Source organism: Mesobaculum littorinae (assembly GCF_004011175.1).
GTDB lineage: Bacteria > Pseudomonadota > Alphaproteobacteria > Rhodobacterales > Rhodobacteraceae > Tranquillimonas > Tranquillimonas littorinae.
In genome coordinates this window covers 1-16492 of sequence record NZ_RQXX01000002.1, presented here as the reverse complement: position 1 = coordinate 16492, position 16492 = coordinate 1, and the positions used below count along the sequence as shown (strand labels likewise).

The following is a 16492-nucleotide window of genomic DNA, read 5'->3' as shown; positions in this document are numbered from 1 at the left end:
CGCGGGCGAACTGGGGTTGGGACTGGCCTGTCTCGTGGCGGATCCCCGCGACATTGATACCCGGCACAGTGACGTCGGTCACGGATGCATCCCCCTACCCTTGCGCGACGGCAACGCCTCTTCGCGGCCTTGCATGATGCTGTCGCTCGCTTTCATCTCTCGTCTTCGTACATGGCCACGACCCGCTTGCTGAGCTCAACGGCCCCGGCCTGCTGCGCCTTCGCAGGGGTGTCTTCCTCGTTCTTGGCGAACGCTGTCACGAGGAAGATCGGCATGTGCAGGCCGCCGAAGATGCAGCCGCGCCGCGCAAGTTGTCTGTCGTGGCGGGCGGCAGGCCGGAGGCCAGCCGCAAGCGGACGGTCGAGGCCTTCAACTTCGATCTTGACGACGAGACCTCGGACGACAATTTCGGGCGCTGCACTGGCTGACGTCAGGGGTTGCCTTACCCTGCTTGGTCCCTTGGCCATACCTTTCCCTGCCTCCCTTACGGCGACGGGCAGGATGCCCGGATCCGGCCGATACGGGAGGGGGCGCCGAAGAGGACCCGGACGACGACGACGCGGACCGCACCCGCGTCCACCGCGGCGCCGCCCCCGGCCTTGCGGTCAGGACGGCGCTGTCATCCGGACCTTCGCCGCGGGGAAGGCCTCATCCCCCGGATAGCGGCCGCCGGGTGCCCGTTCAGGCGATCATACGGCCCGAAAGCGCCACGTCGGCCAAGGTCGAGCGGTTGAGGTGGTCGATAAACGCCATCTCGGCCATCCGCAGGCGCATCTTCAGCCGGCAGCACCCGTCGATCGTGCAGTCCCCGCCCGAGGGTTTGAGGCATTCGACCAGCCCCTGCCCCTCTTCAAGCAGGCGCACGACGTCGCCCAGCCGGATCTCTTCAGGCGCGCGGGCGAGGGTTGCTCCGCCCCCGCCCCCGCGCCGGGTCTGCACCAGCCCGGCCCTGCCCAGCGCTTGCATGATCTTGGTCAGGTGGTTGCGCGACAGCTGCAGCTCTTCCGCCAGTTCGGCGGTCGAGAACGCCCGGTCCGGGGCGCTGGCCATCCGCATCAACATGCGCAGGCCGAAATCCGTGAAGGAGGTTAGGCGCATCTGCCATCCCTGAGGTAAAATCCACGCGGTGCATCATGACGCATGATCACGGGCCTGGACACCCCCGGCCCGAACACTGCCGGCCCGAACTTCCCCCGCGACGAAAGGCTGGCGCCGCCCCCGCACACCTGCCTAGGATAACATGGGCGGCGTCCCTTGCGCCGTCAAGACCGCCCCGACGGGGCCTTGCGCGCCACCTTTGGCCCGGCCAGCCACGGGCCGAGCTGCACGGCCATCAACGCGAAGCCCCCGGTCCAAAGCGTCGCCGACAGCGTGATCCCGTCGAGCGGGCCCAGAAGCGGCGCCGCGCCCGCCAGCCGCGCCGCGCAGGCCAGGGCGAGAAGGACGAAGGCAGAGTTCAGCACCGGGCCGGCGACCAGCGGGCGCCCGGTATGGCCCATGGTGGCGCGCATCATCACCGCGGCGGTCATGCCGCCCACGGCGCCGATGCCAAGGACGTGCGCCGCGCTGGCCGGGGCCGCCATGCCCAGCGCCGCGGCGGCGATCAGCGCAAGGCCCAGGGGCGCCATCAGATAGGCCAGGTGCAGCATCAGCAAAAGCGGCGAGGGCCATGTCGCCGCACCGCGCCAGCGGGCAAGGCGAAGCAGGTGCAGCACCGCCGCCAGCCCGGCCAGCCCCGCGCAGGAAAAGCCTGTCGGCGCGACCGTCCAGGCGACCAGCGCCGAGGCCCCGGCCAGCAGCGACAGCGCGTCGAAGCGGGCGAAGGGCACGGGCAGCCGGGATGCGCCGCGCTGCACCAGCCAGTTGCGGGTGAAGCTGGGAATAATCCGCCCGCCGATCAGCAGGATCAGGAACACCAGCAGCGAAAGGCCCAGACGGCGGCCCATGTCGGCGCTGCCCTGCATCATCGCCTCGGCATGGAACAGAAGGTTCGACAGCCACAGAAGCGACACGGGGATCAGCACCTTGAGGTTGCGCCAGTTCTTCCCCGCCACGATCTCGCGCGCGATCATCGCCGCGACGGCCAGCAGGAACAGCTGGTCGATCGCGGCGACGGCAAGCGGCGGCAACCCGCCCAGACCCGCGACGGCCAGCCGCCCCGCGGCCCAAAGCGCCAGCAGCAGCACCAAGGGCCAGCCGCGCGTGGGCAGCCGCCCGGTCCAGTTCGGCACGGCGGTGAAAAGGAACCCGGCCACCACGGCCGCGCCGTAGCCGAAGACCATCTCGTGAATATGCCAGTCGACGGGGGCAAGCCCGCTGGCCAGCCCGAGCGTGCCGCGCCAGATCAGCGCCCATGCCGGGATCGCGGCCAGCGCGAACAGCACCGCCGAAAGAAAGAAGGGCCGGAAGCCGTAGGAGAACAGCGCCGGGCCGTCATAGCTGTTGCGGGAAACCATGGGGAACCTCTTGGCCAAAAGGGGGTGGGGGCCGGATCAGGGGGGATGGCCGGATGCTGCATCGACTGCGACGGCTGTCGGGGCGAAGGACACCGATGGGCCGGACGGGACGCGCCGCACCGCACGCCCCCCGAAAAAGAACGGGCGGTGCCATCGGCCCCGCCCGTCCCGGTCGAATGTCCGAAAGGGACAGCGAGGATCATTCGACCTGTTCGAAAAGTGCCTCCATGCGGGTCTTGGCCTTGCCCCTGTGATCGACGCCCTGGGCGTCGTCGAGGTTCACAGGCTCGCCCACCTCGATCAGCCCGACCATGCCCATGGCGTAGTGCGGGGTGCACTTGATGCCGTAGATCCCCTCGGCCTCGACGGTCAGCTCAAAGGTGTCGTTCATCTTGGACTTGAACGCCTCTGCCCCCTCGGGAAGCATGCCTTTGATGCTTTCGACGTTGTGCCCCTTGTCGGTGGGCAGGAACCGGATCACGTCGCCCGGCGCGGCCTTCACGAAGGCCGGTTCGAACACCATCACCCCGTCCTCGCCGCGGTTGAGCATCTCGACCTCGATGGTTTCGGCGCTGGCCATCGGCGCGGCCATCGCGGCAGTCATCGCAAGGGCGGCGGCCATCATTGCTTTGCCAAACATCGGAACTTCCTTTCGTCATTGTCCGCGTGTTTCGTCTGACGCCGTTCTGGGCTAATCGACGCCGGGCAACGTTGCTCTTGATCAAACTCGCGGATTTTATCTTGCCGAAGCTCGACGAAAGCCTTCTCAGCGGCCTGCCGCCCTTCGCCGGCCTCGACCGTGCAGAAATCCGCGAGATCCTGGACCAGGCCGCGTCGCGCCGGTTCGAAGAGGGCGCGACCGTCTTCCGCGAAGGCCATGACGCCGACCGCTTCTTCCTGCTGCTCGACGGGTACCTGCGCGTCGTGCGATCGACCCCGGGTGGCGATCAGGTGATCGTGCTGCACATCTCGCCGGGCCAGCTGTTCGGGATCGCCCCGGCGCTGCAGCGCGACACCTACCCCGCCACCGCCATCGCCGCGGCCGAATCGATCGCGCTGTCCTGGCCCGTGCGGCTTTGGTCCGACTTCGCCGACGCCTATCCCGGCTTCGCGACAGAGACCTACAAGACGCTTGGCGAACGGATAGGCCAGGTGCAGCAGACGCTGACCGAGATGGCGACGCAGGCCGTGGAAAAGCGCGTCGCCGCGGCGGTGCTGCGGATGGTCAACCAAAGCGGGCGCAAGGCGGACGGCGGGATCGAGATCGCGTTTCCGGTGACGCGCCAGAACATCGCCGACATGACGGGCACGACCCTGCACACTGTCAGCCGGCTGCTGTCGGGCTGGGAAAAGGCGGGCATGGTGGAATCGACGCGCAAGCACATCACCGTCACCGACCCGCACCGGCTTGTCGTCCTGGCCGGCGGCGCCGACTGAGGCGCCGGCCCCTGGCGACATCGGCGGCGTCCGGACAGATCGATGCCCCACATGCCCCCGGGGGGCTTGGCAATAGCGCCTAGCCTGCCGCCGCCGCGCCGCGCAGGGCGCGGGCGATCTCGCCCCGGAAGCCGTCTTCGTCCAGCGCGTATTCGCGGCAGGTATTGATGACCGTGTGAAACGGCGCGATCGGGCAGCCGGGGCATAACAGCCCACGGTCGAGGAACGGGCGCGCCGCGTGGGGAAACGCGGCAAAGAGATCGGCCAGCGGCAGATCGGGATCGTCTGGATCGGGTCGGGTCCGGCGCATGGGCGTGTTCCTTTCCCGGCGATCCTGCAAGCGGCTTTCGGTCCGGTCTTTGCGCTTGCGCAAAAAGCGGGGCGACAGGCCCGGCTAGACCCCCGGCATCGGAAAACAGCCGCCGGAACCGCGCAATGTCAGAAATCCTAACGAAATCGCGGGCCAGGAACGTGTTCTACGGAGGGTCGATCTTCTTCGTCGTCGTGTTCGTGGCCATGACGACGCAAAGCCACCACCACATCGTCGCAAGGTCCACCGCGGGCATGCCGCTGACGGACGAGGTGCGGCTGGGCAAGCATGTGTGGGAACGCAACTCCTGCATCAACTGCCACACGCTGCACGGCGAAGGCGCGTATTTCGCACCCGAGGTCGGCAACGTGATGACCCGCTGGGGCGTCAGCGACGACCCCGACCTGGCCTATGAGATGCTGGACGGATGGATGCAGGCGCAGCCCTCGGGGATCGAGGGGCGCCGCCAGATGCCGCATTTCGAGATCACCGAGGAAGAGATGCGCGGGCTGGCCGAATTCCTTCGCTGGGCCGACCAGACCGACACCCAGAACTGGCCGCCGAACGACGCGGGCTGAGCGCACCCCGGGCACAGGAGAGAACCTAAATGAAATACCAATCACAGAAAGTGGCCTACGCCTACTTCCTGGCCGCCATGGGGCTGTTCGCCATCCAGGTGCTGGGCGGGCTGATGGCCGGCTGGATCTACATCGCGCCCAACACGCTGTCCGAGATCCTGCCCTTCAACGTCATCCGCATGATCCATACCAACGCGCTGATCGTCTGGCTGCTGCTGGGCTTCTTCGGCGCGGCCTACTACCTGGTGCCCGAGGAATCCGAGCGCGAGATCTTCTCGACCCGGCTTGCCTACATCCAGCTGGCCATCCTCGTCGTCGGCACACTGGGGGCGGTGGCGTCCTACCTCGTGGGCATCCACGGCGGGCGCGAGTTCCTGGAACAGCCGCTGTGGGTCAAGTTCGGCATCCTCGTCGCGGCGGTGATCTTCCTCGTCAACGTGTCGATCACCTTCCTCGCGGGGCGCAAGACGGCGATCACCAACATCCTGCTGATGGGCCTGTGGATGCTGTGCCTTTTGTGGGTCTTCGCCTTCATCAACCCCGACAACCTCAGCCTCGACAAGATGTACTGGTGGTTCGTCGTGCACCTGTGGGTCGAAGCCACGTGGGAGCTGGTGATGGCCGCGATCCTGGGTTTCTTGATGCTGAAGCTGACGGGCGTCGACCGCGAAGTGATCGAGAAATGGCTCTACATCATCGTCGCCACCGCGCTGTTTTCAGGCATCCTCGGCACCGGCCACCACTTCTACTGGATCGGCACGCCGGGCTACTGGCAATGGGTCGGCTCGATCTTCTCGACCTTCGAGGTGGTGCCGTTCTTCGCGATGATGTCCTTTGCCTTCCTGATGGTCTGGAAGGGCCGCAAGAACCACCCCAACAAGGCCGCGCTGCTGTGGTCGCTGGGATCCTCGACCGTCGCTTTCTTCGGTGCCGGCGTCTGGGGCTTCCTGCACACGCTGCACGGGGTGAACTACTACACCCACGGCACGCAGATCACCGCCGCGCACGGGCACCTGTCCTTCTACGGCGCCTATGTCGCGCTGAACCTCGCGATGTTCAGCTACGCGATGCCGATCCTGCGGAACCGCGCGCCCTACAACCAGGTGCTGAACATGGCGTCCTTCTGGCTGATGACCGGCGGCATGGCCTTCATGACCTTCACGCTGACCTTCGCCGGCACGATCCAGACCCACATGCAGCGCATCGTCGGCGACTACTACATGGATGTGCAGGACCAGCTGGGCCTCTTCTACATCATGCGCTTCGGCTCGGGCGTGGCGGTGGTGCTGGGGGCGCTGCTCTTCATCTACTCGATGCTCGTGGTGCGCCGCGAGGTGGTGAAACCCGGCCCCGTGGCCGTTCCGGGAGAGTGATCGATGAAAGACCTGCAAACCCCGGGCCTGCCCTTCTACCAGCCGCAGGCCGACGAACGCGCGGTGTTCAAGGCGGCCCACGACAACGGTCTGCCCCTTCTTCTGAAGGGGCCTACCGGCTGCGGCAAGACGCGGTTCGTCGAACACATGGCCGCGCGGCTGGACCTGCCTCTGCACACCGTCGCCTGCCATGACGATCTGTCGGCGGCCGACCTCATCGGGCGCTACCTTCTGAAGGGGGGCGAAACCGTGTGGGTCGACGGGCCGCTGACGCGGGCGGTGCGGGACGGCGGGATCTGCTACCTCGACGAGGTGGTCGAGGCGCGCAAGGACGTGACCGTCGTGCTGCACCCGCTGACCGACGACCGGCGCCGGCTGGTCATCGACCGAACCGGGGAAGAGCTTACGGCGCCGCCGGGCTTCATGCTGGTCGCCAGCTACAACCCCGGCTACCAGAACATCCTCAAGAAGCTGAAGCCGTCGACCCGGCAACGCTTCGTGTCGCTCGAATTCGACTTCCCCGCGGCAGAGGTCGAGACGCCCGTCGTCGCGCGCGAGGCCGGGCTTGACGAAGCGCGCGCCGCCGCGCTGGTGCGGCTGGCGGGGCGGATCCGCACGCTGTCGGGAATGGACCTTGAGGAAGGCGTGTCGACCCGGCTTCTGATTTACGCGGGCACGCTGATCGCGGGGGGCATGGCGCTGGACCGCGCGATCGAAGCCGCGATCATCCAGCCGCTCAGCGACGAGGCCGAGACGCAGCAGGCGCTGCGCGACCTTGCCGCCGTGGTCTACGGGTAGCGGCCATGTTGCACGTCACGGACCTGATGGAGCCAGAAGAGACGGTCGGCAACCTCTGGCACGGCATGGCCTCGCGCCTGGGCGCGGTGGCCGAAGGCGATGCCGCGACGGCGGTGCGGCTTGAAACGGTGCGGCCCTCGGTCTCGGCCCTCTTCCGCGCGCTTGGCGGCGCGCCGGGGGTCGAGATCGCGCCGGCGCCCCTCGTCGCCTCGGACCACCGCACGGGGCGGCTGCGGCGCATCGGCACGCCGCGCGAAAAGGCGCATGTCGCGGCCTTCGACGGCGAGCGGCTGCGCCTGCCGCCGGTGATCGACGCCTTCGGGACGCGGGAGCTGAACCGCGCCTGCTATCTGTGGCTGGCGGCGCTGGCGGCGTTCGCCCGGATGCCGCAGCCGGTGTCCGACCCGCTGGCCGCCGACCGGGCCGAGATCGCGGCGATGGCCGCCGCCTCCGACCGCGCCTATGCCGCCTGCCCGGGGCTGGGCCGGGCCTATGACGGACTTTGCCGCCAGATCGTGGCCGAGCGGCGCCGCACCGGCCTGCCCCGCTGCGAGGCGGGGATCGAACGGCTGATCCTCGATCAGCTGAACGGCGCCTTCCCCGCCGACGAATGCCCCGGCTGCCCCGCCCCGCGCGGCTATCGCGGCTATGCCCCCGTGCCGATCTGGCTGCGCCTGCGGCGTGGCGCGGCGGCGGCGGGCCGGGCCGCGGCCGAGGATCCGCAAGCCCCCGCGCCCGCCATGGCGGTGCCGACGCGCAAGGATGCCCGGCGCGAGGATCGCGACCAGGCGGACCGGCCCGACAGCTTCATCATCCACCGGTTCGAGACGATCATGTCCTGGGCCGAAAGCCTCAACATCAACCGGATGGTGGACGACGACGATCAGGACAACGCGGCCAAGGCGGCCGAGGATCAGGACCACCTGACGCTCAGCCGGAACATGCGGCGCGCGGCGACGCGGCTGCGCCTGTCGCTGGACCTGTCGCCGCAGGACGCCCGGCACGAACGGCTAGCCGGGCGGTTTACCTACCCCGAATGGAACCGGCGCAGCGGGGCCTACATGCCCGCCCATGCCCGCGTCCTCGAGGCGCCGGCACGGCCGCGCGCCGAATACGCACCCGACCCCGCGCTGGTCGCCCGGGTGAAGCGCCAGTTCGCCCCGCTGCACCCCCGCCGCGTGGTGCTGCCCCGGCAGATCGACGGCGACGACATCGACCTCGACGCCGTCGTCGCCTCGCGCAGCGACCTTGCCTCGGGGCGCGAGGGCAGCGACCGCGTGTGGCAGGCCAGCCGCCCGATGGCACGGGACCTGTCGGTCGCGATCCTGATGGACTGCTCGCGCTCGACCGAGGCGGCGATCGGCGACACCTCGGTCATCGAGGTCGCGCGCGAGGCGCTGGCCGCGCTGGCCCAGGGCATCGACACGGCGGGCGACCGGCTGGGCATCTGGGGCTTCTCTTCGCTGCGGCGCGACAGGGTCTTCGTGCACCGCGCCAAGAGCTTCGCGGAACCGATGTCCCCCGCCGTCACCGCCCGCATCGGCGGGCTGTCCCCGGGGCACTACACCCGGCTGGGCGCCGCGGTCCGCCACGTCTCGGCCCAACTGGACGAAGAGGGCGCGACGCGGCGGCTGCTGCTGGTGCTGACCGACGGCAAGCCCAACGACCTCGACCACTACGAGGGACAGCATGGCATCGAGGACAGCCGCATGGCCGTGCGCGAGGCGCGCGGGCGCGGCCAGGCGGTGCACGGCGTCATCGTCGACCAGGACGGGCAGGACTGGTTCGCCCGCATCTTCGGGCGCGCGGGCTTCACCCTGATGCCGAACCCTGCGCGGCTGCCGCGCACCCTGCCCGACATCTACCAGACCCTGACAAAGGAGAGCTGACATGACACGCACCCGCCCCGCCTTCGCCCCGATCTCCGACCTGGTGCCCGCCCTGCTTTCCGGTTGCGGCCCCCTGTCGCCCACCGCCGTCGCACCCCCGCGACGCTCTCGCGCGGCGCGCGGCGCACGGGCCATCTCGGCGGGCCTCAAGAGGCCCTTCCCGACGCTGCTCGGATTGGGCCTGCCGAAGTCCCGTGTCCCGACCCGCTTTGTCCCGACCGACTGTGTCCAGACGGCCCGCCTTCCGGGCACGCCGGACACCGAGCGGCCTGAGGCCCCAGCCCCCTTTCGTCCGGGCGTTCCCCTCCGGGGCCTGCTTACCTGCGCCGTCTTCGTCCTGCCCGCCACCGCGAGGGCCGCGGGATTCGAACGGCCGATCCCCCAACCCCAGACCGAGGCGGCGGAGCTGTGGTTCCTGATCGCCTCGATCGCGCTGATCGTCGCGCTGGCGGCGGTGCAGTGGCTGGTCAGCCGGCGATGAGACCCGCGCCAAGGCTTCTGGCCGCGCTCTACCCGTTCGGGGCCGGCGCGATGGCGGTGAACCTCTTCTTCGCCTCGCTCATCGGGTCGTGGCTGGGCTGGCCCGTGCTGACACCGGGAGGGGCGGTGCTGGGGGGGCTGGCGCTTGGCCTGCCCGCGACCTACGCCTTTGCCTGCCACATCGCGCGACTGATGCGGAAGGCGGACGAAGAGGCGACGGGCAGATGACCGGGTGGAGCGAATATGCACTGGCGCTGGGGCTTTTCGTGGCCAGCCACTTCCTGCCCCGCGTGGGCGGGCTGCGGCAGCGGCTGATCGGTGCGCTGGGGCGACGGGCCTATTTCGGCGCCTACGGGATCTTGTCGCTGGCGCTGCTGATCTGGGTGATCTCGGCCGCGATCCGGGCGCCCTATGTCGGGCTGTGGCCCGCCCTGCCCTGGACCCGCTGGGTGCCGAACCTTGCCATGCCGCTGGCGTTGGTGCTGCTTGCCTGCGGCGTCGGGCTGCGCAGCCCCTTCACCCTGGGCGGCCGGCGCGGCGCGGACGTCGACCCCGCCGACCCCGGCTTTGCCGCCGTGTCCCGCCATCCGCTGTTTCTGGCGCTGGCGCTCTGGTCCGGGGCGCATCTGGTGGCGAACGGGGATCTGGCGCTTGCGATCCTCTTCGGCAGCTTCCTGGCCATGGCGCTGTCGGCGATCCCGGCTTTCGACACGAAGGCCCGCCGCACCCTCGGGCCCCGCGCGCCCGCCTTCTTCGCGGCGACCGCGATCCTGTCCCCCGCCCCGCTGCTGCGCCGCGCATGGCTGCGGGTCAATGGCCGCGCGCTGGCGATCCGCGTGGGACTGGGACTGCTTTCTTGGGTATGCCTGCTGCACCTGCACGAATACGTGATCGGCGTGTCGCCCTTCCCGCTCTGAACTTGATCCTGCGCAAAGTGCGGCGCGCGCGTCCGGGCCATACCGGCCCCCATGGAACAGATCGACCGCCTCAGATCCCTCGGCCTCTTCGACGCCCGGGTGCCCCGCTATACCTCCTATCCCACGGCGCCGGTATTCTCGGCCGACGTCGGCGCCGCGGCGCAGGCGCGGGCGCTGGCGGCGCTCGACCCCGCCGACCCCGTGTCGGTCTACATCCACATCCCCTTTTGCGAGCGGCTGTGCTGGTTCTGCGCCTGCCGCACTCAGGGCACCAAGACGCTGACCCCGGTCGAGGCCTATATCGGCACGCTGGAGCAGGAGCTTGCGACGCTTGCCCAGACCCTGCCCGCGGGGCTGCGCATGGGGCGGATGCACTGGGGCGGCGGCACGCCCACCATCCTGCCCCCCGCGCTGATCCACCGGCTGGCCCGGGCGGTAAAGGCGGTGATCCCGCCGACGCCGGACTGGGAGTTCTCGGTCGAGATCGATCCGACCATGGTCGACCGGGCCAAGATCGACGCCCTCGCGGCCGAGGGGATGAACCGCGCCAGCATCGGCATCCAGGATTTCGACCCCGTCGTGCAGCAGGCCATCGGGCGGCTGCAGCCCTTCGACGTCACCCGCGCCTGCGTGGACGACCTGCGCGCCGCCGGCATCGGGTCGCTGAACGCCGACCTCGTCTATGGCCTTCCGCATCAGGACGCCGCGCGGCTTGAAGATACGGTGTCGAAGGTGCTGGACCTCGCCCCCGACCGCATCGCGCTGTTCGGCTATGCCCACGTGCCGTGGATGTCGAAGCGGCAGAAGCTGATCGACGAATCCGCCCTGCCGCGGGAGCTTGAGCGGTACGAGCTGGCCGGGCGCGCCGCCCGCCGGTTCCGCGCCGCGGGGATGGCGGCGATCGGCATCGACCACTTCGCGCGCCCCGGCGACGGGCTGGCGGTGGCGGCACGCACCGGGCGGCTGCGGCGCAATTTCCAGGGCTATGTCGACGACACCTGCGCGACGCTGATCGGGCTCGGCGCCTCATCGATCTCGCGCCTGCCCACGGGCTATGTGCAGAACGCCGCCGCCACCCCGGCCTATGTCGAGCGGATCGAGGCCGGGCAGCTGGCCGGCGCCCGCGGCCACGTAATGACGGCGGATGATCTTCTGCGCGCCCGTGCGATCGAGATGATCATGTGCGACTTCCGGCTCGACCTCGGCGCGCTGCGGGCGGATCACGGGCGGGCGGTCGATACCCTGCGCCCCGACCTCGCACTCCTGGCCGAGCGCTTCGGCGAGATGGTGGAGGTCTCGGACGACGTGCTGGAGATCCCCCCCGAGGGCCGCCCCCTGACCCGCCTCATCGCCCGCCAGTTCGACGCCCACGTCCCCGAGGGCGCGCGGTTCAGCCAGGCGTCGTGAGGGGGAGGAACCCAGGCTTAGGCCGTCGCTCCCGGCCCATTGCCGTCATCCGTAAGACTGGTCATCGCTGCAGCCCAGCTTCCCTGAATCGGCCATTCGTGCATCGCGCAGCATTGTCCTGTCGCCAATGTCCGCAGCGCGGACTTTGCGGGCATTCACCAAGGCGTTGTGCCACCCGGCTCCACGAAGCAGCCGCTGACCTCGGCCCGTAGCGCATATTCGGCTGGCAACCGCGCACCTTCTTCCGGCGTCATCTTTCCGAAGCCCGTGAGGTCGGTTTTGACGAAGCCCGGGCTGACCGAGTTCACCTTGATACCTTCGGCCTGCAGTTCCTCATGCAGCTGGATCGTCAGCATGTTCAGCGCCGCCTTCGACGCGTTGTAGCCGACGAAGCGCTGAGAATAGAAGGGCGCCTCGGGGTCCGCGTTTTCCGCAAGCGAGCCCATCGAGCTCGAGAGGTTCACGATTGTTGCCGCCGGCGCGGCTCGCAACAGTGGGAGCATGGCCTGCGTCACCGCCAGCGTCCCGATGAAGTTGACCTCCATGACGCGGCGCACAGCCTCAACCGAGGCCTTGCCGGGCGCCGCGTCGCCGAAATCGAAGATGCCGGCGTTGTTGACGAGGATGTCCAGCCGGCCGAAGCGGGACTCTATCGTGGCCGTTGCGGCCGCGATGGCCTCTGCGGAGTCGAGGTCGAGATGAAGGCATTCAGCACTAAGCCCTTTCTCGGTCAGCGCGGCTGCGGCGGCGTCCCCTCGCGCCCTGTCGCGGCTGCCGACCAGGACGTGAACGCCGGCCTCGGCGAGCTTCCGGGCGATTTCGAAACCGATCCCCTTGTTGCCACCGGTCACAAGGGCAATGCGCGTCCGTGTCATAAGTTCTTCCTTCCTTTGGATTTAACCAAATATATGAAGGATCTTTCAGATTTTGGATTCGCATATGCCTGCGCAGCCGCCCAAGGCTCTGAAGCCCCGGAAAACACCGTCTCAGCCGCGGTCCCGTGTCACCGTTGATGCGATCTTCGAGGCGACGATTCAGGTTTTGCTGTCACAGGGCATGGTCGGACTGACGAGCACCGGCGTGGCTGAACGGGCCGGTGTCTCGGTAGGCACGATGTACCAGTACTTTCCCAACAAGCAGTCGCTCGTCTACGCCCTGAACGAACGCTTCCTGACGACACTGGCCGAGCGCGTGGAGGCCACTTGCGCCCAAATGCACGGGCGCCCGGTTGCGGAGGCGGCCGAGGCGCTGATCGACACCTACTGGGCCGCCAAGACCGAGCGTCCCGAGTTGACACGAGCGCTCTATCGCTCTGTCGCGGAACTGGAGACTGACGCGCTGCTCCATGCTTTCGCCACGCGCGTGGACAAAGCGACGACGGACATGTTCTGTCGGGCCTCTGACTTTTCGTCGCCGGACGCAAGCGAGGTGAACGTACTTCTGACAACCGTCATCTACGGTTCTGTCCGCAATGTCTTCGAAAGGGGGCTCGGACCGGAAGAGATCTTAGGTCTGAAGTCAGAGCTGAAAGCCATGTGCCGGGCTTATCTGGCCACCGTCGGAAAATAAACGGACGCCCGCCCGCGGTTCGAAGCCGACGTGCGGAAGTGCGGCGGGCCGGACCCCTGGTGGGTAGCATTGAACCACGCTCAAGGCCCAGAGCGGCCCTTAGCTGAGTACGGCCATGCCGCGATGCAACTTCACCGAACCGGTCATTCGTCCGTTGCGCAGCATTCTCAATGTTTGAATGACCGCAGCGCGGGACAAATCTGCCCCTGACAGTCCCCTCTATCTTGATGTGATTTCCGCTATGGATGCCGCGCTCTCTTCGAGTTCAAGCTTGCTTTGTTTCCAGGCGGCGGGCTCTATCGCAAAGGTGCTCCTCAACCAGGCCAAAGTCAGCCGGCGTGTGGCCTCCAGCGCGTCCGGGTCTTCTGCTTCGGTTTCGCGCGCGTCCCACCCTGCGATGCCGCCCAGGCCATGGCCGACGCCGTTGATCGTCAGCAGAGCCTCGGCCCCGGGGGCCTCGTGGAACGGATCGGCGTGCCAGTCGGGGCCGCGGGGCGTGAAATGCGGGTCGTCGTCGGCACCGCAAACCACGAGCGTTGGGGTGCTGATACCGCTGAAATCCACATCGAAGAACGGAAAGCGCGCGGCATTTTCGGGAGTCAGGTCCGCACCGCCACGGCCAGGAGAGGCCAGCAGGATGCCGGCACGGATCCGCGGATCGGAAAATTCCTCATCCTGCAGGCGGGCCCCAAGCAGCAGGCTGCAGGTGTACCCGCCAAAGGAATGCCCGGCCACCGCAATCCGGTCGTGGTTCAGCCGCCCGGCCGCGGCGGGTGCTTGTCGCTCGACCTCGGCCAACTGGTCGAGGATGGCGCGCATTTCCGCCACCCTCTCGCGCCAGAAGAAGGGCCCGCCAGGCGAATCCGGGTCGAGCCCGCCGACCCGGGAGCTGGCGTGGGTCGGCTGGATGACGGCCAAGCCCCGTTCGGCCCAGAACTGCGCAAGCGGGGCATAGCCGTCCTTGGAAGGGATGTAGTTCGAGGGACCGAAGCCATGCGACAGGATCACGATGGGCAGGTCCCTCCCGGTAGCAGGTGCTGTAAGGCGCAGCTCGAGCGGCTGACGGCCGGGCATCGGCAGAAGGATCGGCGTATAGGCTACGGTGATCTCTGGCTCTGGTGTCGGCAGGGCGCGGGAGAGAGTGATCAGTCGGTTCATGGGTGTTTCCGATCGAGAGGGATATCGGCATCGGACGCGTCACGCCGTGGCAAGGCCGACTTCGCGGAACCAGGTCTCTGCGTCCGCGCCTGCAGGCAGCTTCATGGGCGCGGTCTCGTCCGTGACGGCGCGCCAGACAGCCCGAGCGACATCCTGCGCCTCGGTCTTCTCGGTCGCGGACTGAAGGCTCTGAAAATAGGCCTGAACGAAGGGGCCGTAGGCCTCGGGCACATCCATGCCCATCCGCGCCACGGCATTGCGTCCGAAGGATGTCGACGGCGCGCTGCCGGGCAGGACCAGCCGGGCACGTATGCCGAATTCAGCGGCCTCAAGCGCGAAGCTTTCGGTAAAGGCGTTCAGCGCGGCCTTGCTGGCGCTGTAGATCGACAGCGCAGGCAACGGGCGCAGCGTCACGCTGGAACTGACGTTGACGACGACGCCACTGCGTTGCGCGCGCATGGCGGGCATCACGGCTCGGGTCATGGCCATGGCGCCCAGCACGTTGGTCTCGAAGAGCTCACGGGCCCGGGCGATGTCAGCGCCTTCGAGCACATTGAGCATGCCGACACCGGCGTTGTTCACCAGCACATCTATCTGGCCCGCGTCGGCAATCGCAGCCGCGATGCTTTCGGGGTCGGTGACGTCCAGGGCCAGCGTCTGCAGGCGCTCGGACTCGGGCAGCCCTTCGACGGAGGGACTGCGCATCGTGGCAATGACCTCCCAGCCCTGATCGACGAACTGAGCGGCGATGGCCTGACCGAAACCGGAGGAACAACCGGTGATGAGGATACGGGGCATTCGAGGTCTCCTTGTCTTGTTCGACAGGGAGATAGACGGCAGCGTTCGCCCTCGATATACAGAGACGTCCATAATTCTTTATAGATCGTCCGAGTAGATGCTCGACAGCCACGTAGATCCTCTTTCCAGTGTCGTCACCCTGCTCAAGCCTGCGGTCTCCGTCTCCAAGATGGTCGAAGCTGGTGGCCAGTGGCTGGTGGAGCGCCACGACATGGTCAGCCCCTTCTACTGCGCGATGGTCGAGGGGCGGTGCCGGCTGCACGTCACCGGGCGCGATCCGGTCACGCTGAGGGCTGGAGATTTCGTGCTGATCCCCCACCTGCAGGGATTTACCATGTCCAGCGAGGTGCCTCCGCCGCCCCACGTGCCCCGCCTGCCGCTTGAAACCGGTCCCGGACAATTCCGGCTTGGCCCAACCGAAACCCCGGCCGATGTGCGCGCCCTCGTCGGGCATTGCCGCTTTGAAACGCCAGCCAGGAGCCTTATCGCATCACTGCTGCCGGAGATGATCCATGTCGCCAATCAGAACCGCCTGACGGCCCTGGTGCCCATGATCCACGAGGAAACCCGCGCCGACCGTCCGGGGCGAGGAATGATCCTCGAGCGATTGCTGGAGGTCCTTCTCATTGAAGCCCTGCGCTCTGATCAGGCGACGACCCTGCCGCCCGGGCTGCTGCGCGGCCTGTCGGATCCGCAGCTCTCGGGGGCTTTGCAACGCATCCACGCCGAGCCGGGCAGCCCACTATCCGTTTCAGAACTGGCGAAGGCGGCGGGCATGTCGCGCTCCGGCTTTTTCGAGCGGTTCCGCAGGCAGGTTGGCCGCGCACCACTGCAATACGCCATCGAATGGCGCATGGCCTTGGCCAAGACCTTGCTGCGGCAGGGCGGGCTGACCATTTCCGAAATCGCCGTGATGGTCGGTTACGGGTCCGCCAGCGCCTTCGGACTGGCCTTTGTTCGGCACGAGGGCCTGTCGCCCGGCGCGTTTGCGAACAAGGACAACAGTTAAGCTGGATACGGGCCCCGATGTCTGTCACCAATCCTTGGGCAATGTCGAATTTGGGCCTGGGAGCGGTCATGGAGCGGTGCAGCGGTGAGCGCTCCCCATGGCAGGGCAACATGGCGTTCCCGGCCCGTTGCTGACCTTCAACCTCTGGCCTATTTGCTGCAGCGCGGCCAGCCAGAGCTGCCGTTCGTCGCAATTGCGAACCCCGGTCGGGCTGGGAAGTCAACTGAGCGGATGGAGCGACATTTCGATAATCAGCTATTCCCATTCGAAGCACATCATACAGGCGGCACCCTAGGCTCTGGACTCATTGAGT

At 67.9% G+C, this 16492-nt stretch carries 20 protein-coding genes; 12 read left to right on the top strand and 8 right to left on the bottom strand.

Features of this window, described 5'->3' with window-relative positions:
* Positions 1 to 152: 152 nt before the first annotated feature.
* Positions 153 to 275 (bottom strand): addiction module toxin RelE, encoded by a 123-nt coding sequence (locus EKE94_RS04930; protein WP_127905511.1) that lies wholly within the window; start codon positions 273 to 275, stop codon positions 153 to 155.
* Here EKE94_RS04930 and EKE94_RS18615 point away from each other — a divergent pair, their 5' ends adjacent.
* On the top strand, positions 276 to 428 hold the full coding sequence (locus EKE94_RS18615; protein WP_164870829.1) for a hypothetical protein: 153 nt from the start codon (positions 276 to 278) through the stop codon (positions 426 to 428).
* A gap of 253 nt (positions 429 to 681) precedes the next feature.
* Here EKE94_RS18615 and EKE94_RS04925 read toward each other — a convergent pair whose 3' ends face one another.
* The 3 genes from EKE94_RS04925 to EKE94_RS04915 form a co-directional block, all read right to left on the bottom strand.
* Positions 682 to 1098, bottom strand: coding sequence for an Rrf2 family transcriptional regulator (locus EKE94_RS04925; protein WP_127905510.1), 417 nt, complete (start codon positions 1096 to 1098; stop codon positions 682 to 684).
* Between the two features lie 164 nt (positions 1099 to 1262).
* Entirely contained in the window at positions 1263 to 2456 is a 1194-nt protein-coding gene (locus tag EKE94_RS04920; RefSeq protein WP_127905509.1) for an NnrS family protein, read from the bottom strand.
* Positions 2457 to 2655: 199 nt separating this feature from the next.
* Entirely contained in the window at positions 2656 to 3096 is a 441-nt protein-coding gene (locus EKE94_RS04915; RefSeq protein WP_127905508.1) for a pseudoazurin, read from the bottom strand.
* Between the two features lie 101 nt (positions 3097 to 3197).
* Between EKE94_RS04915 and EKE94_RS04910 the strand changes: the two genes are divergently transcribed.
* The gene (locus tag EKE94_RS04910) at positions 3198 to 3893 is read left to right on the top strand and encodes a Crp/Fnr family transcriptional regulator (protein WP_127905507.1); all 696 of its coding nucleotides are present in this window, start codon (positions 3198 to 3200) and stop codon (positions 3891 to 3893) included.
* A 79-nt stretch (positions 3894 to 3972) separates the two neighbouring features.
* Here EKE94_RS04910 and EKE94_RS04905 read toward each other — a convergent pair whose 3' ends face one another.
* Positions 3973 to 4203: a hypothetical protein gene (locus EKE94_RS04905; protein ID WP_127905506.1), complete on the bottom strand. Its 231-nt coding sequence runs from the start codon at positions 4201 to 4203 to the stop codon at positions 3973 to 3975.
* Positions 4204 to 4328: 125 nt separating this feature from the next.
* On the opposite strand from EKE94_RS04905, the gene EKE94_RS04900 reads away from it, so the two are divergent.
* Genes EKE94_RS04900 through hemN form a run of 8 tightly spaced genes read left to right on the top strand, consistent with a single transcriptional unit; the run spans position 4329 to position 11645 of the window.
* Entirely contained in the window at positions 4329 to 4781 is a 453-nt protein-coding gene (locus EKE94_RS04900; RefSeq protein ID WP_127905505.1) for a c-type cytochrome, read from the top strand.
* Between the two features lie 29 nt (positions 4782 to 4810).
* Positions 4811 to 6154: a cbb3-type cytochrome c oxidase subunit I gene (locus tag EKE94_RS04895; RefSeq protein ID WP_127905504.1), complete on the top strand. Its 1344-nt coding sequence runs from the start codon at positions 4811 to 4813 to the stop codon at positions 6152 to 6154.
* Positions 6155 to 6157: 3 nt separating this feature from the next.
* Positions 6158 to 6952, top strand: a complete 795-nt coding sequence (locus tag EKE94_RS04890; RefSeq protein WP_127905503.1) for a CbbQ/NirQ/NorQ/GpvN family protein — start codon at positions 6158 to 6160, stop codon at positions 6950 to 6952.
* A gap of 5 nt (positions 6953 to 6957) precedes the next feature.
* On the top strand, positions 6958 to 8841 hold the full coding sequence (locus EKE94_RS04885; protein WP_127905502.1) for a nitric oxide reductase activation protein NorD: 1884 nt from the start codon (positions 6958 to 6960) through the stop codon (positions 8839 to 8841).
* Between the two features lies 1 nt (position 8842).
* Positions 8843 to 9322: a hypothetical protein gene (locus EKE94_RS04880; RefSeq protein ID WP_127905501.1), complete on the top strand. Its 480-nt coding sequence runs from the start codon at positions 8843 to 8845 to the stop codon at positions 9320 to 9322.
* Complete coding sequence (locus EKE94_RS04875; RefSeq protein ID WP_127905500.1) at positions 9319 to 9549, top strand: NnrT protein; 231 nt, start codon at positions 9319 to 9321, stop codon at positions 9547 to 9549. The genes EKE94_RS04880 and EKE94_RS04875 overlap by 4 nt, the downstream gene beginning before the upstream one ends.
* Complete coding sequence (locus EKE94_RS04870) at positions 9546 to 10238, top strand: NnrU family protein (RefSeq protein WP_127905499.1); 693 nt, start codon at positions 9546 to 9548, stop codon at positions 10236 to 10238. Before EKE94_RS04875 ends, EKE94_RS04870 begins: the two co-directional genes overlap by 4 nt.
* Before the next feature lie 51 nt (positions 10239 to 10289).
* Positions 10290 to 11645, top strand: a complete 1356-nt coding sequence (gene hemN / locus EKE94_RS04865; protein WP_127905498.1) for an oxygen-independent coproporphyrinogen III oxidase — start codon at positions 10290 to 10292, stop codon at positions 11643 to 11645.
* A 155-nt stretch (positions 11646 to 11800) separates the two neighbouring features.
* On the opposite strand, the gene EKE94_RS04860 is transcribed toward hemN, so the two are convergent.
* The gene (locus EKE94_RS04860) at positions 11801 to 12520 is read right to left on the bottom strand and encodes an SDR family NAD(P)-dependent oxidoreductase (protein ID WP_127905497.1); all 720 of its coding nucleotides are present in this window, start codon (positions 12518 to 12520) and stop codon (positions 11801 to 11803) included.
* Between the two features lie 52 nt (positions 12521 to 12572).
* On the opposite strand from EKE94_RS04860, the gene EKE94_RS04855 reads away from it, so the two are divergent.
* Entirely contained in the window at positions 12573 to 13214 is a 642-nt protein-coding gene (locus EKE94_RS04855; RefSeq protein ID WP_206615019.1) for a TetR/AcrR family transcriptional regulator, read from the top strand.
* Between the two features lie 219 nt (positions 13215 to 13433).
* On the opposite strand, the gene EKE94_RS04850 is transcribed toward EKE94_RS04855, so the two are convergent.
* Together EKE94_RS04850 and EKE94_RS04845 are read right to left on the bottom strand one after the other, a co-directional pair.
* Positions 13434 to 14372 (bottom strand): alpha/beta hydrolase family protein, encoded by a 939-nt coding sequence (locus EKE94_RS04850; protein ID WP_127905496.1) that lies wholly within the window; start codon positions 14370 to 14372, stop codon positions 13434 to 13436.
* Between the two features lie 39 nt (positions 14373 to 14411).
* Positions 14412 to 15170: an SDR family NAD(P)-dependent oxidoreductase gene (locus EKE94_RS04845; RefSeq protein WP_127905495.1), complete on the bottom strand. Its 759-nt coding sequence runs from the start codon at positions 15168 to 15170 to the stop codon at positions 14412 to 14414.
* A 97-nt stretch (positions 15171 to 15267) separates the two neighbouring features.
* On the opposite strand from EKE94_RS04845, the gene EKE94_RS04840 reads away from it, so the two are divergent.
* Positions 15268 to 16179 (top strand): AraC family transcriptional regulator, encoded by a 912-nt coding sequence (locus tag EKE94_RS04840; protein WP_127905494.1) that lies wholly within the window; start codon positions 15268 to 15270, stop codon positions 16177 to 16179.
* Positions 16180 to 16492 lie beyond the last annotated feature (313 nt).